The sequence below is a fragment of the Marinobacterium iners DSM 11526 genome, assembly GCF_900107855.1.
Classification (GTDB): Bacteria; Pseudomonadota; Gammaproteobacteria; order Pseudomonadales; family Balneatricaceae; genus Marinobacterium; species Marinobacterium iners.
The window spans coordinates 286,869-302,548 of sequence record NZ_FNRJ01000002.1 but is presented as its reverse complement, the minus strand read 5'-3'; the positions used below and the strand labels follow the sequence as shown (position 1 = coordinate 302,548).

At 54.7% G+C, this 15,680-nt stretch carries 10 protein-coding genes; 8 read left to right on the top strand and 2 right to left on the bottom strand.

Annotated features, from left to right (window positions below; translation table 11 throughout):
* Nucleotides 1-118: 118 nt before the first annotated feature.
* Nucleotides 119-1,507, bottom strand: coding sequence for a PhoH family protein (locus BLV48_RS04420; RefSeq protein WP_091823690.1), 1,389 nt, complete (start codon nucleotides 1,505-1,507; stop codon nucleotides 119-121).
* A 217-nt stretch (nucleotides 1,508-1,724) separates the two neighbouring features.
* Between BLV48_RS04420 and ppnN the strand changes: the two genes are divergently transcribed.
* Nucleotides 1,725-3,116: a nucleotide 5'-monophosphate nucleosidase PpnN gene (gene ppnN, locus BLV48_RS04415; RefSeq protein ID WP_091823687.1), complete on the top strand. Its 1,392-nt coding sequence runs from the start codon at nucleotides 1,725-1,727 to the stop codon at nucleotides 3,114-3,116.
* Here ppnN and BLV48_RS04410 read toward each other — a convergent pair whose 3' ends face one another.
* Complete coding sequence (locus BLV48_RS04410; RefSeq protein WP_091823684.1) at nucleotides 3,117-5,480, bottom strand: proline dehydrogenase family protein; 2,364 nt, start codon at nucleotides 5,478-5,480, stop codon at nucleotides 3,117-3,119. It abuts the gene before it with no gap.
* 156 nt (nucleotides 5,481-5,636) lie between these two features.
* Between BLV48_RS04410 and BLV48_RS04405 the strand changes: the two genes are divergently transcribed.
* From BLV48_RS04405 to BLV48_RS04375, 7 genes are all read left to right on the top strand, one after another.
* Nucleotides 5,637-6,572: a M23 family metallopeptidase gene (locus BLV48_RS04405; protein ID WP_091823681.1), complete on the top strand. Its 936-nt coding sequence runs from the start codon at nucleotides 5,637-5,639 to the stop codon at nucleotides 6,570-6,572.
* A complete protein-coding gene (locus BLV48_RS04400; protein WP_091823678.1) occupies nucleotides 6,521-6,988 on the top strand; it encodes a bactofilin family protein in 468 nt (155 codons plus the stop codon). Before BLV48_RS04405 ends, BLV48_RS04400 begins: the two co-directional genes overlap by 52 nt.
* Before the next feature lie 3 nt (nucleotides 6,989-6,991).
* Entirely contained in the window at nucleotides 6,992-7,780 is a 789-nt protein-coding gene (locus tag BLV48_RS04395) for a class II glutamine amidotransferase (protein ID WP_091823675.1), read from the top strand.
* Complete coding sequence (locus tag BLV48_RS04390) at nucleotides 7,780-9,438, top strand: AMP-binding protein (protein ID WP_091823671.1); 1,659 nt, start codon at nucleotides 7,780-7,782, stop codon at nucleotides 9,436-9,438. The genes BLV48_RS04395 and BLV48_RS04390 overlap by 1 nt, the downstream gene beginning before the upstream one ends.
* A gap of 34 nt (nucleotides 9,439-9,472) precedes the next feature.
* The gene (gene hrpA, locus BLV48_RS04385) at nucleotides 9,473-13,387 is read left to right on the top strand and encodes an ATP-dependent RNA helicase HrpA (protein ID WP_091823668.1); all 3,915 of its coding nucleotides are present in this window, start codon (nucleotides 9,473-9,475) and stop codon (nucleotides 13,385-13,387) included.
* 321 nt (nucleotides 13,388-13,708) lie between these two features.
* Nucleotides 13,709-14,704 carry a porin gene (locus tag BLV48_RS04380; protein WP_175527578.1) on the top strand — a complete coding sequence of 332 codons (996 nt, stop codon included), beginning with the start codon at nucleotides 13,709-13,711 and terminating at the stop codon, nucleotides 14,702-14,704.
* Between the two features lie 200 nt (nucleotides 14,705-14,904).
* On the top strand, nucleotides 14,905-15,609 hold the full coding sequence (locus tag BLV48_RS04375; RefSeq protein WP_091823662.1) for an MlaA family lipoprotein: 705 nt from the start codon (nucleotides 14,905-14,907) through the stop codon (nucleotides 15,607-15,609).
* Nucleotides 15,610-15,680: the final 71 nt, after the last annotated feature.

The window sequence follows — 15,680 nt, the reverse complement described above, 5'->3', positions numbered from 1 at the left end:
CCGCGTGAGATAAGGCGTTGAGGCGTTTTTTAGACTTTGGTCTCGCGATTGTCGCGGTTTTGAATTCCACTGTTGCAGCGAACCGTTTGGTTCGCTGCAACTCGCAGGCTGACGCCGTTCAGAGGTGTTCTTCGGCGTACTCGGCCAAGCGTGAGCGGAAGATCCCTTCAAAGTGAACGCTCGCCGAACCTTCAAAGTCACGGAAGCGTTCGACAATGTAGGTCAGGCCCGAGGTCAGCGCCGTGAGGTAATTGGAATCGATCTGCGCCAGGTTGCCCAGGCATACCATCTTGGTGCCCTTGCCACAGCGGGTCAGAATGGTTTTGAGTTGTTGTGGCGTCAGGTTCTGGGCTTCGTCAATCAGTACGATGGCATTTTGTATGCTGCGGCCGCGGATGAAGTTCAGTGACTTGAATTGAATGTTGGCTTTCTCAATCGCGTATTTGACACTGCTCTGTGGACGCTCGTCCTGCTCGTGCATGGCTTCAAGGTTATCGTTGATCGAGCTCATCCAGGGCGTCATCTTCTCCTCTTCGGTTCCGGGCAGAAAGCCGATGTCCTCGGCCACGGGAGGTGTGGAGCGTGTCACGATGATCTTGTTGAAGCGCTGCTCCTCTATCACCATTTCCAGGGCGCAGGCCAGCGCTATTAACGTCTTGCCCGAGCCGGCGGCACCCAGCAGGATGCTGAGGTCAACCTCGGGATCCATCAACGACTGCATCGCAAATGCCTGCTGCAGGTTAATCGGTTGAATACCCCAGCAGGATTGTTGCATCAAGCGGTCATAGCCCAGATCCATCAAGGTGACGGTCGTTTCGTCCACTTTCACGGTACGCGCTGCAAAATCCTTGCTGTCGTCATAGATGTATTCGTTCATGTAGGTGTCAGGTAACAGGCTGCGATCCACCTTATGGTAGGTGTGGCCGTCTTGCTGAAAACTGTCGACCTTATCCACGCCTTCCCAGAAGGGGGTATCCAGATGATGATGTCCGGCCGGCAGCATGTCGATGTCGGATACCAGCTGGTCGGTGCGGTAGTCTTCCACCCGCTGAAGGCCCGCCCCCAGCGCCTTGAGGCGCATATTGATGTCCTTGGTAACCAGAACAATCTGCCGGTGAGGGAAGGTGGCCTGCAGGTGCAGCGCGCAGTTGATGATGCGATTGTCCTTGTTGCTTATGTCCGGCAAAAAGCCCTGGCGGCTGGTCAGTTCATGGTCCGGGAAAATCGACAGCTTGCCCAGCTTCTGCTCGCGCTCCTTGCCTTCCACCAGAATGCGCACGCCTTTAGTGATTTGGCTCGCGTTGGTGGCACTGGACAGAATGTTGTCGATCACGCGGATGGCATGCCGCGCCTCTGCAGCTACGTTTTGCTTGCGGTCCTTGATTGAATCAAGCTCTTCGAGCACGGTCATCGGGATGGTGATGTCCTGCTCCTTGAACTGGAACAGACACTTGGGATCATGCAGCAGAACGTTGGTGTCCAGGATATACAGTTTTGATGCAGACATCGGCAGGCTTCCTTGTACGTCAGTGTATGGCTTCAAACTAATTCAAGGTGAGACCAATTACAACGCGTCCGGTTAGGCTTTTGCTGCATATCAGTTCAGTGAGGTGCTGTAACAGGGTTGACATGCGGTGGTAGTAAATCTGTCCGGCAGCGTTCATAGTTAAAGCCACACGCAGGTATCGGCGTGTGTCAAAGCAGTAGCGAACAAGGAGGTCAGTATGATGACCGAGCACTACATTACCTCCAGCGTAACACCGCTGGACAATCTCGATGTTCTTTCACCTTATGAAGTGGCCCGGCTGCAGGACAAAAGCCAGGGCGGCCTGTACAACCTGTTTCGTCAGTGTGCACTGGCGGTCTTAAACTGTGGCAGCGAAATGGACAGTACCCGTTTGGTGCTGAATCGCTTTCGCGAGTTCGATGTACAGATCAGTCAGAAGCACCGAGGGGTACAGCTGGACCTGATCAATGCACCAGCCGCAGCGTTTGTCGATGGTGAGCTGATTCAGGGGATTCACGAGCACCTGTTTGCGGTGCTGCGTGACCTGCTATATGTCAGTGACAAAATTGATGGCTGCTGTGAGGGGCTGGACCTGTCCGGTACCATCTCCAATCAGGTATTCAACACCCTGCGTCATGCCAATGCTCTGCGGCCCCATGTGAAGCCGAACATGGTGGTATGCTGGGGCGGACATTCGATCAATCAGGTTGAATATGACTATACCAAGCGGGTGGGCTACGAGATGGGCCTGCGCGGCATGAATATCTGTACCGGCTGTGGTCCGGGAGCCATGAAGGGGCCGATGAAGGGCGCCACGATTGCTCATGCCAAGCAGCGTATCCACGATGGCCGTTATGTGGGTATCTCGGAGCCAGGCATTATTGCGGCTGAGTCTCCCAATCCGATTGTTAACGAGCTGATCATCATGCCTGATATCGAGCGTCGACTGGAAGCGTTCGTACGGCTTGGGCACGGTTTTGTCGTATTCCCCGGGGGGGTTGGTACAGCAGAAGAAATTTTGTACATCCTTGGCATTTTGCTGCAGCAGGATAATACAGAACAGCCATTCCCGCTGATCTTTACCGGTCCCGCTGGCAGCGAGGCCTACTTTGAAACCGTGGATCGCTTTATCCGCAATACGCTGGGTGAGCGTGCCGCCAGCTGCTATGAAATCGTTGTGGATGATGCGTATGAGGTGGCGGAGCGGATGCGGGTGGGGCTGGAAGCCGTGACTTCATATCGAAAGGCGACCGGAGAGGCGTACCATTTCAACTGGCAGCTGCATATCCCGTTGTCGCTGCAGCAGACTTTCGAGCCGACACACGCCAACATGCGCGGGCTTAACCTGTCTCGTCGGCAGGAGGATCATGAGCTGGCAGCCCAGTTGCGTTGTGCGCTGTCCGGCATTGTGGCTGGTAACGTCAAGGAGCCGGGCATTCGAGCCATTGAGCAACATGGGCCGTTCGAGCTGCACGGCGAACCTGAGGTGATCGAGGCACTGGATGAGTTGCTGGAATCCTTCGTTTCACAGCGCCGCATGAAGATTAATCATGACGATTACCAGCCCTGCTTCCGGCTGGCACGAAACAATCGTGCCTCGGCCGGTTGATCAGAGCTGGCGCGAGATGGTGCGTTCACGCACAAATGATGTGAGGTAATTGGGGCCGCCATAGAGCGGCCCGGTACCCGATGTGCCTGCCCCGCCGGCAGGTCTTACTCCGGCTGACAGGTCGGCCAGGCTGCGGTTGATCATCAGGCTGCCGGCCTGCAGCTGTTGTCGCACCCGAGCGATCAGTGCTTCATCATGGGTGTGAATGCCGAATGCCTGCCCCTGGCAGTAACGGTTGATTTCGTCGATCACACGCTGCAGGTTTTCCCGGTTGTAACGGATGAGGTGCAGGATGGGGCCATTTACACAGTCTTGCAGCTCATCCAGGGTGTACAGTCGCAGCAGCGTTGGGGGTACAAAAAAGCCATTGTCATGGCGGTCGTCCAGTGGCAGTTGTGCCAGCAAGCGATCACGCACCCGCAGTCGCTCAATGTGGTGATAGACCCGGTCCATCTGATGACGGCTGACCAGTGGGCCAATATCGGTGTCAGGTTCTGCCGGATCGCCCAGGTGCAAAAGCTGCAGGCTGCTGATCAGTTGGGCTTCCAGCTGGTCGGCTATCGACTCTTCAATATAAAGCATGCCCAGCGAGGCGCGTCTCTGGCCGGCAAAACTGAAGGCACTGTGCATTAGTTCGCGCACTTCACGGTTGTCCAGTGGTCGGTCAACCAGCTGAGTACCAGGTAGGCTGCTGTGAGTCAGAGGCGGTACCAGCGGAGCCCCTGAGCGGTTGCTGATCATCGCATTCAGAGCTGTGGCTTCACTGGCATCACCAAAAAACACGGCACCTGCCAGCCGGTAGTCTTCAGCCATCCAGGCCGAAACCCGTTCGGTAGGGCCTGGCAGCAGCGCGACAAGCGACTCAGGCAGACCGGTTTCCAGCAGCAGCTCGATCAGTCGAGTCGCGCTGAAAGCCGTGGCGCTGCCTGTATTGACCAAAACGGCATTGCCGCTAACCAGAATGGCCGCAAGTTGACCCACAAGAGTGGCCAGGGGGTCGTTGTCATCCGTGATGCAAATGTAGACACCGCGGCCGTGCAGTTCCAGCTGGTTTACCTCACCGGGCAGACCGTGCAGGGGGCGTGTCTGCAGCTGTGTTCGAGCCTGAGCGCTATAGTAGTAGCACAGGTTGATGGCGGTACGCAGATCACCCAGTACATCATTCAGCACAAGCCCTGATTCGCGAACACACAATGTGGCCAGTGTATTCAGTTCCTGTTGTAACCGCTGCCCCCAGCGTAGAATCAGATCAGCGCGGTGAGAGACGTGAACGTCATTCCAGCCGGGCTGTGCTTCCACGGCCAGCTGAAATGCTTCACGCACCTGCGCTTCGGTACAGTCGCAAACCTCGCCGATCATGTCTTCAACATGAGCAGGGTTAAAGCGCTCTCTGGCCAGCGTATCGGTGCAGCTCTCGCCTGCGATCAGAGGGCAGGCAACCCATCTTTCCCGTTGAACACGCTGCAATGCGTCCTGCAGTGCCTGTTCAATCAACCATTGGCCGCGTATGGGGCCGGTGGCGTTCAGTCTGGCAGGCAAGTAGATGTCGGTTGGTGGTAACGGAGCTGAATAGTGATCAGGAAAAGGGCGGGATTTGGCGAGTCGGGTACGCAGGCAGGTGTTATTGGTACTGTGCAGGAAAGTGTCGCACAGCTCAAATGCGATGTCGCAGTGTGCAGGGTCGGTCATGACCGGATATTCAGGGTAGCCGAGGTGTTGGGCGTTACTGATTTCCGAGGTCTCCGGTGCGCCAGTCAGCAGCAGGACCGGAATGTTAAGCTTGAACGCACGTCCCAGGTGTTCCAGGTATCCCAGGGTTGGAAGTGCGCGTTTTGATGCTGTCGGAAGGCAGATGCCAAAATGATTCCAGCCTTCCAGGCCCGGCAGGGCAAGGGTACTGGTAAAAATGCCCAGTGTAAGTTCGAGAGCCTCTTCCGAAGGGGAGAGTAACAGCACTTCGCGTCCCTGCTCGCGCGCAGCCAGGGCAATTACCTGTAGCCGTTTGCTGATTCCCTCGCTGATTCGCTCGCGCAGAAGCGGCTCGAAACGGGGGTGCAGATCAGCAGGGTTAATGATCAGCGGGGTGTTCCGCGGTGTTGGTGAGTTCAGATATTGGTTGAAGCGCTGATTGGATTCTTCAATGCTCAGCGGCGGTGGCAGCCGTGTCGGCAGACAGATATCCGTCTGGATTTGTTCTTGCCTGCGCCCGGGTTGCCATACTTCCGGTGTCAGGTTTTTCAATTCCTGCCAGGCACTGACCAATAGCTGGTCAGGGACCGTAAAGTATTGGCTTACACCTCGTTGCAGCTGGGCTCGACTCAACAGCCTGAATTCATCCGAAATATAGAGTGCCAGCGGTAACATCCATCTACTCCGCACAATGAGTGGTCGTGACCCAGTCTACCTTAAAAAACGCTCCAGAAACTCCCTTTTGCCAGCGGCATTGATCAGGGTCGTGTTACTGGTGGCATGGGGGTACTCGGGTTATAGTAGCTGGATTTGAGCGTATGAGTATCCCGTTTGCGACGTAAGCTGATTCTGACACTGACCACCGTGCGTGGCTCCCGGCAGTATTCCCTTCACCGGGTATTGGGCTATTTGATGCTGATGTTCCTGCTGGTGTCAGCGCTGAGCTTTTTTGTATCCAATTGGTTATTGATGAAGACCCACGATAATCTGACGGATCTGGAACGTGACCATCAAAGTTTGAACGAGCAGTATGAAATGTTACTGGGTACCCAGCAGCTCTACATATCCGAGCTGGGGGAGTTGGGTGCAACCCTGTCCAGTCTGTCAGAAGAACGTGAGCAACTCGCGTTGGAAAATCATCAATTCAGTACTGCTCTGGATGATCTGGAATCGATGCTGGGGCTTTTGGCTGAAGACAGCGCTGCCGATAATGCTGAGCAAAGGCTGGAACTCGCTCGGCTGGCCGCTCGTCAGCGTTTGTTCCTGCTGCACAGTATTCCCAACGGGGTGCCGATCCAGGCGGAGCAGGTGAATGACAGCTACGGCATGCGTTTCCATCCGGTGCTCAAAACCCGCAAAATGCACAATGGTACTGACTTTAAGGCTGACACAGGCACACCCGTGTATGCCACAGCAGATGGTGTGGTTGAGTATGCCGGCTATCGCAAGGGCAGCGGCTTTGGCAATCTGATCATTCTGCAGCATAATTTCGGTTTCAAGACCTATTATGCGCATCTGCACAAGGTGCAGGTCAAAAGCGGCAGCTTTGTCTACAAGGGGCAGCAGATCGGACTGAGTGGCAACACCGGTCGCTCCACCGGTGCTCATCTACACTACGAGGTGCGACATCTGTATCGGCCTCTGAACCCGGAGCCCTTTGTACAATGGGGGCTGGATAATTTCGACTCCCTGTTCAGTCGTGTCGAGGAGGTACCTTGGGAATCATTAAACGCGATGTATCCGCTAAATCAGGTCGGTCTGCAGTAACCATCATCGCTCAGGGCAATCACTTCAAGGGTGATACCCAGGTATCCGGCAAGATGCATGTGGATGGCCTATTTGAGGGCAGTGTTGATTCGTCCGAGGATATCTCTATCGGGCGCCATGGCTGTGTTCGTGGCCGTATCAAGGCACGCAACGTAACAGTCAGTGGTGTGCTGGAGGGTGAACTGATCTGCGATCAGCTGCATATCGAGCGTGGCGGGCAGGTACGCGCCACCGTCTACAGTGATAATCTGAGCATTGACCCACAAGGTTGTTTTGTCGGCGAGCGCCGGCTTCAGGTTACGCCACAGCTGGAATATCACCCTGAAGAGGCAATGCGTGAACACAGTGGCAGCATCGACTACAGTCTGATCGACTCGCTGCCGGACCGTATTACCCTCAGCGCCAAGGGAAGCTAGGCCATGTGCGAATTACTTGGCATGAGTGCCAATGTGCCGACGGATATCTGTTTCAGCTTTACTGGTCTAATGCAGCGCGGTGGTCGCACCGGTCCGCATCGGGATGGTTGGGGTATCGCCTTTTATGAGGGCAAGGGGCTGCGCTGCTTTCATGATCCCAAGCCCAGTGCAGACTCGCGCATCGCGAATCTGGTCGCGGACTACTCGATCAAGAGCAGGGTGGTGATCAGCCATATTCGTCAGGCCAATGTCGGCCAGGTTTGCCTGGAAAATACTCACCCGTTCAGTCGTGAACTGTGGGGCTATAGCTGGACCTATGCCCATAACGGTCAGCTTGACCCGAACCTGTTCGACTGGCCATTGAAGTTCTATCATCCGGTGGGTACCACCGACAGCGAATATGCCTTCTGCTGGCTGTTGGATCAGATCCGTAACCGCTACCCCGAACGTCCAACTGATTTGCATGAGCTGGAGCGCTTTATTCACCAGTGCTGTGAGAGGCTGCGCGGGCTGGGCGTGTTCAACATGCTGTTGAGTGAGTCTACCCATTTGTTCTGTTATTGCAGTACCAAGCTGGCCTGGATTACACGGCGGGCACCTTTTGGCGAGGCTCGGCTGAAAGATTGCGAGATGAGCGTGGACTTTGGCGCTGAAACAACACCGAATGACGTGGTTACTGTCATTGCCACCGAACCGCTCACGGATAACGAACAGTGGCAGCGACTGCAGGCGGGTGAGTTGGTTGTATTCAATGACGGCGAAGTTGTATGTGATTTGTCGGAGGCGTCCTGATGCAGGCGCCCGGGCCGCAGTTCGACAGTCTGTCCGACATGCTCCAGTTGCTGGCGCGCCGTTTTGATGAACGTCCGGCCTTTGGGCATATGGGAGCCAGTATCAGCTTTGCTGATCTGGATCGCCTGTCACGCCGCTTTGCCGCCTGGGTGCAGCATGAAACCGATTTGCAGCCGGGCGACCGAATCGCATTACAACTCCCCAACCTGATGCAATATCCAGTGGTGTTGTTTGGGGCTCGCCGGGCTGGGCTGGTGGTGGTGAATACCAATCCCCTTTACTGCTGTGAAGAGCTGTGTCAGCACTTGAAAGACTCGGGTGCGCGTGCGCTGGTTGCCTTTGCGCCGCTGCAGGCGCAGGTGTGTCAACAGCTTGCCGGCACCGAAATCGAATATCTGGTTACCACCGAGCTGGGTGATCTGCATCCTCTGCGCAAGCGCTGGGTGCTGAATCTGGCCGCCCGCTTTAAACGAGGCGGTGCGGCTCAGTTGCTCCAGCCGGTACCACAATTATCAGGTATACAATGCATGCGCTTGACCCAAGTGATGCAAAAGGGCGGCGGCTTGATCTGGCAGCCGCCGGAGCGGTTCGGCCAACAGGAGTCGTTGGCATTGTTGCAGTACACCGGTGGAACGACAGGGCCTGCCAAGGGTGCCATGCTGAGCGAAAAGGCACTGCTGGCGAATCTGGTCCAGATTCGTGCCTTGCTTGACCACTATTGTGAGCCGGGTCAGGAAAAACTACTGCAACCCTTGCCGCTGTATCATATCTACTCGTTCATGTTGACGCTGGTCATGTTGAGCATTGGTAGCTGTATTGAGCTGGTACCGGACCCGCGTCGTATCCGGACTCTGGTCAAATGCTGGGATCGTTTCGATCCGACTGTAGTGGCCGGAATCAACCCTCTGTTCATCTTTCTATGTCAGCAACCGGAGTTTCAGCGCCTGGACTTTGGTCGCTTGAAGCTGACCATTTCAGGCGGTATGGCGCTCACCCAATCGGTGGCACAACGCTGGCAGCAAGTGACGGGCAACGCTATTTGTGAAGGTTACGGCCTGACCGAGTGTTCACCGGTGGTGAGTGTGAACCGGCCCGATGATATTCATCTGGGTAGTGTCGGTTGTCCGTTGCCGGATACAGAGGTTCGTATCATTGGTGAGCAGGACCAGAGATTGCCCGATGGCGAGATTGGCTCCATTTTCGTACGCGGGCCACAATTGATGCAGGGCTATTGGCATCAGCATGGCGAAACACAGCAGGCCTTTCATGAAGGCTGGTTGGATACAGGGGATATCGGTCTGATCGATACACAGGGTTATCTGCGTATCATTGACCGTCGCAAGGAGGTGATTAATGTATCAGGCTTCAAAGTGTATCCCAGTGAGCTGGAAGATATTATTGCGTGCCACCCGGATATTCTGGAATGCGCTGTGATAGGGCTACCGGACAGCTGCAGTGGTGAGCAGATCAAGCTTTACGTGGTGCCTGCCAGTCAACAACTGACCATCAAGGCAGTACGCGACTATTGCCGTGAACGGCTGACACCCTATAAGGTGCCGCGCTTGGTAGAGTTCTGCCAGCAGTTACCGCGTACCTCGATCGGCAAGGTTTCGCGCCGTGCGTTGCGCGAGCAGGCGCTGGGGCGCCGTACTCTCTGAACACATTCATTTACCCGCAACAGGTTGTATCGGTTTGTCTGACTCCATTATTAGCTTGAAACAGAGGCTGCAGCAGGTTCGCCTCGCGGACCGCTTCCGTTTGCAGCGAGATCTCAACCGTTTGCAGCGTAATACTCAAACGCCGGACCCGGATCGTCTGCAACGCCTGAATGAACAGATTGACGCTTCAGTGGCTCAGGTCGAACGTTTGAAAGCCCTGCCTGCAAAGCCTGAATACCCTGATCTGCCGGTATCGGAACGTCGCGAGGAACTGCTCAAGGCCATTGCTGAGCACCAGGTGGTTGTAATCGCTGGCGAGACCGGTTCCGGAAAGACCACCCAGATACCCAAGCTCTGCCTTGAGCTGGGACTGGGTTGCCGCGGCCTGATCGGCCACACCCAGCCACGCCGATTGGCGGCGCGTACCGTTGCTGCTCGTATTGCCGAAGAACTGAAAACTTCGCTGGGCGAGCGTGTGGGGTATCAGGTGCGGTTCCATGATCAGGTAAGCGACAATACCCAGATCAAGCTGATGACCGACGGTATTCTGCTTGCTGAAACCCAGCATGATCGTTTTCTTGATAAGTACGAAGTATTGATTATCGATGAAGCCCATGAGCGCAGTCTCAACATCGATTTTCTGCTTGGTTACGTCAAACGTCTATTGCCGCGGCGACCTGACCTCAAGCTTATTATCACCTCAGCCACCATTGATCTGGAGCGTTTCTCAAAGCACTTTGATGATGCACCAGTGATCGAAGTATCCGGTCGCACCTATCCTGTTGATGTTCTTTACCGCCCGTTGCATGAAATGGAAGGTGAGGATGAGAAGGCGTTGGACCTGCAGCAGGGAATTCTGGCTGCGGTGGATGAGCTGGTCGAAATTGATCGCGCCAAGCGAAATGGAGGCCCCGGTGATATTCTGGTATTTCTGCCGGGTGAGCGTGAAATTCGTGAAACCGCTGACCTGTTGCGTAAGGCTCAACTGCGTGACACTGAAATCATTCCACTCTATGCGCGCTTGTCACTCGCGGAACAAAACAGGGTGTTTCATGGCGGTCGGGCTGCGGGGCGTCGCATTGTACTTTCGACAAATGTGGCTGAAACCTCACTGACTGTGCCGGGTATTCGTTATGTAATTGATCCCGGTCTGGCGCGCATCTCTCGCTACAGCTATCGTTCCAAAGTGCAGCGACTTCCGATTGAGGCCGTATCCCAGGCCAGCGCCAATCAGCGCGCTGGTCGTTGCGGTCGTGTGGCGCCGGGTGTTTGTGTCCGCCTCTATTCCGAGGAAGACTTTCTTGGTAGACCCGAGTTTACCGACGCCGAGATTCGGCGCACCAATCTGGCAGCTGTTATCTTGCAGATGCTGCAGCTCAAGTTGGGTGATGTCCGAGACTTCCCGTTTGTTGATCCGCCCGACAGTCGCATGGTCAATGATGGTTACAAGCTGCTGGAGGAGCTGGGCGCTGTCGACAGTTCACGCAACCTGACGCCGATTGGGCGGCAGTTGGCAAGGCTGCCCGTGGACCCGCGCATCGCGCGCATGGTGATCGAGGCCGGCCGGCTGGATGCGTTGCGTGAGGTGATCATAGTTGCCAGTGCGCTCAGCGTACAGGATCCGCGTGAGCGCCCGCATGACAAACGCCAGGCCGCAGATCAGAAGCACAAGGAATACAGTGATGAGGAGTCTGACTTTGTCTCGCTGGTCAATCTGTGGGACCTGTACAATGAACAGCGCGAAGCGCTCAGCCAGAGCCAGTTACGGCGCTGGTGTCAGAAGCGCTTTCTTTCTTTCATGCGTCTGCGTGAGTGGCGTGATGTACACCGCCAGCTGCACCTGAGCATCCGTGAGTTGGGTCTGAAGGAAAATACCGAGCCAGCGGATTACAAGGCGATGCATTGTTCCCTGCTGGCTGGGCTGCTAAGCCAGATCGGTTTCAAGCAGGAGAAAGGCGAGTATCTGGGTGCGCGTAACCGTCGCTTCAAGATATTTCCGGCTTCGGGGGTGTTCAAGAAAGCTCCCAAGTGGGTCATGGCGGCAGAGTTGCTGGAAACCAGTCAGCTGTTTGCACACCAGGTGGCGCGAATTGAACCTGAATGGGTGGAAGCCCCGGCTCGGCATCTGATCAAGAAAACATGGATGGAGCCGCACTGGGAGAAAAAGCGTGCCCAGGTGGTGGCAACCGAGCAGGTCAGCCTGTTCGGGTTGATCATTGTTCCCAAGCGCAAGGTCAACTATGGCACCATCGATCCGGTAGTCTCCCATGAAATATTCATTCGCGCGGCGCTGGTAGAAGGTGAGTATCAAACGAGTGCCGCCTTCTTCCAGCATAACCGTGAACTGCTGGCCAGTGTCGAGGCGCTGGAGGACAAGTCACGCCGCCGCGACCTGTTGGTGGATGAGGAGCAGTTGTACGCTTTCTATGCCCAGCGCTTTGAGGAGTTGAAGGGCACTCATGTCGTCAACGGCAAGGGCTTTGAGCACTGGCGCAAACAGGTTGAGCAGGATAACCCCGAAGCGCTGTTTATGCGTGAAGAGGATATCCTGCAGCGTGAAGCGGCTCATGTAACAGCACGCCAATACCCGGATCATCTGGATCTGGAAGGAGCCGGGCTTAAACTCAGCTACCAGTTTGAGCCAGGTGCCGAGGATGACGGTGTGACGTTGGAGCTGCCCCTGGCACTGCTGCGTATCGCACCGCTGCAGCGGCTGGAGTGGCTGGTGCCGGGGATGCTCGCGGACAAGGTGGCAGCGATTTTGAAGGGGCTGCCCAAGTCATTGCGCAAGCACTATGTACCTGTACCCAATTATGTTGAAGCCTTTTGTGCTGCAGTGGTGTTTGCAGAGGGTGACCTGTACGAAGCATTGGCGCTTCAGCTGCTGCGCATGACCGGTATACGAATTGATGCCGATACCCTGCGTGATGTAGAGCTGGAGCCGCATCATCGATTCAACCTGCGCCTGCGTGACGAAAAGGATCGGGTCGTGGGGGAGGGGCGTGACTGGGACGCGCTTAACCGTCGCTTCGGTGACAAGGCTGAAGCGGCGCTGCAGGCAGGGCCGTCACAACAATGGGGCAAAATCGGTATTACCGGTTGGGGTTTTGGTGAGTTGCCTGCGTCATTGCGACTGCGTCAGGCAGGTGGTATCGAAGTCGAAGTCTGGCCTGCCCTGATTGATCGGCAGGACAGTATTGAACTTAAAGTAATGCCTTCTCCCGATCTGGCTCAGCAGGAAAGCCTGCTGGGCATCTGCCGACTGTTGCTGTTGTCACTGCCGGCACAACAACTCAAATACCTGCGCCGCGATATCCCGCAGCTGAACCAGAGTCTGATTCTGACCGGAAAGCTGTTTGAGCGCAAACGGCTGGAAGATGAGGTTCTGCTGCTCGCTGCACGGCGTGCTTCCGGTCTTGATCCTGAGCAGTTGCCTCGCGATGAAGACCGTTTTGATGCCTTGCGTGAACAGATGCGAGGCAGTATTGCCGATGAAGTGGCGCAGACTGGACAGTTTGTTTTGCAGTGTCACCAGTCAGTGCATCGTATTAACAAACAACTGGGTGGCCGTATTAACCTGCAGGCTGTGCCTGTGCTGAATGATATCAAGCAGCAGTTGGCGGAGCTAATGCATCCGCACTACCTTAGTCGTACAGAAGAGGAGTGGTTGCAACAGTATCCGCGCTATCTGCAGGCGATTGAAATCCGGCTGGAAAAATATCAGCGCGATCTCCGCCAGCAATGCCTGCTGTCAGATCAATTAAGCCAACTCTGGCAGCAATATAAAAAAAAGGAGCAGGAGTGCCGGGCGCGCCATGAGCTACCGCAGGCCCTGAGTCGTTTTCGCTGGCTGCTGGAGGAATACAGAGTGTCCCTGTTTGCCCAGCAGCTGGGTACAAAAGTGACTGTTTCAGAGAAGCGCCTTAAACAGGCCTTGGCCGAGCTTTGAGTATTGTTATGACGGGGGTCAAAAACCCGTCCAGCCCTTGCGAGCAAAGGCTCTAAAGGGTTGCACCAGTGCGGTGCTTGTGCTGTAATGCCGCCAATTTAGGTGGTTGCTCAGCCGGACGCGAGCCATTCTCAGCAGAGAACCTTGCAAGGGAGGGCAGTTACCATGCAACATCGAACCGGTAAAAGTTTAAAAGTTATGGAACTTTTTGCTTTGATTGGTTTGCAATAATCTGGATTTATAGTATTTTTCTGATAGCGCTGATAGTGCTGAGAAAAACTAGAATTCACTACTAGTATGTTGAATGAAGGGGAAATGTTGATGAAAAAGTCACTGATTGCTCTGGCTGTTGCTGGTGCCATGACTGCTCCGATGGTCGCTCAGGCTGACGCTACTCTGTACGGTTCTTTCCGTGTAGGTCTGGCATTCCAAGATAATGAAGATGCTGATCTGCGTGACGAATCTACCCGTATTGGTATCAAGGGCACTGTAGATCTGGGTCTGGAAGACACCAAGGGTTTGTTCCATTGGGAAGCTAATATCAATACTACTGACCAGGGTGGTTACGGTGCTGATATGTTCGCTCCGCGTCTCTCCTATGCAGGTTTGACTGGTTCTTGGGGTACTGCTCTGGTTGGTCGTCAGTACCACCCGCACTACACCATGCTGGTGTCTCACACTAATATCTTTAACTCTGCAGATAGCGAGTTTGGTGAAGCGTTTGCGATTGGTAATGCTGGACGGCATGGCGGTTTCGCTCACAAGCGTAATGACAACACTATTGCCTACGCCTCTCCTGTTATGGGTGGCTTCCAGGTGGTAGCTGGTGCAGTTATCGCTGGTGAAGGTGATGACTCTCGTGACGACGTAGACGGATACAACATCGCAGCCCAGTTCACTGGTGTTGAAGGTCTGCGTGCTACCGTGTCTTATGCTTCTACTAGCGATGGTGGTGCAGCTACAGTCGATCAGGATCTGTGGGGTCTTGGTGCTAGCTACAAGATCGCTGATTTTACAATCGGTGCTCGCTACGAAGATCGTGAAATCGAAAATGCTGCTGGTGCAACCATCGATGAGCGCGATGCTTGGGAACTTGCTGGTGTATACCAGATGGGTGCAACTGCGCTGAAAGCTCGTTACGGTAGCTTGGATATCGACAATGTTGCTGATGGTGATCAGTGGGGTCTGGAAGTTGAGCACAAGCTGGGCAGCAAAGGCCTGGTTTGGGTAGGCTACACTGATATCGAAGAAGAAGTTGCAACCGCTCTGGGCGCAGCAGAAGATACACTGGTTCTGGGTTACCGCGTAGATTTCTAATCTAATCATAGATTAGTATCTGGTATGAAAAGGCTCCTTCGGGAGCCTTTTTGCATTATTGGAGACATTATCACTCCAGTGTTATTGAGAATATTTGCTTGAATGGCTGCTACTTGGCTTAGTTTAAGTGAGCTCATTTACTCTGTTTGCCCCCCGAGATAGAATTGCCCCATTGTCATGTCAGCTTTTAAGGATCGAGCATGCTGAAATCTGCACTGCGTACAGGGCTTCTGGTAACCGGTTTTTCGCTGGCGGCTATTGCTGCCCCTTTGTCGGCGAACAGCGAAGTTGACCCTTGGGAAGGCTTTAATCGCCCGGTATTCAACTTCAATGAAGGCGTGGACAAGTATGCGTTGAAGCCGCTGGCGCAGGGATACCGTTATGTCACGCCTGACATTGCCGAAAAGGGCGTCAGTAATTTCTTCGATAACCTGAGCGATGTGCGCAATCTGCTGAACAATCTTCTGCAGTTCAAGCTTGAAGCGGCCGGTCAGAGCTTTGCTCGCCTTACGTTCAACTCAACCTTCGGTCTGTTTGGTCTGATTGATGTGGCAACACCGATGGGAATAGCTCAGAAGCCTGAAGACTTCGGTCAGACGCTGGGTTATTGGGGCATGCCTTCGGGGCCTTATCTTGTGCTGCCGCTGCTGGGGCCAAGTAACCCGCGTGACGGTATTTCACTGCTCGCGGATAGTGCTGTCGACCCTGTACGCCAGGTCGGTGACACGTCTGACCGCAATGCGCTTTACGGTTTGCGCCTGATTGATACTCGCAGCCGGTTGCTTCAGGCTGAGCAGATCATCAGTGGCGACAAATACAGTTTTATTCGTGATGCGTATATGCAGCGTCGTGAATATCAGATTAACGATAAAGCCGTTGATGTCGACTACAAGAACGACTTCTGATTCAGTTGCAACCGGGTGCGGTTGTGGCTACTGTTGAGACTCTTGATTTAGAGTCTCTTAATGGCTGATTA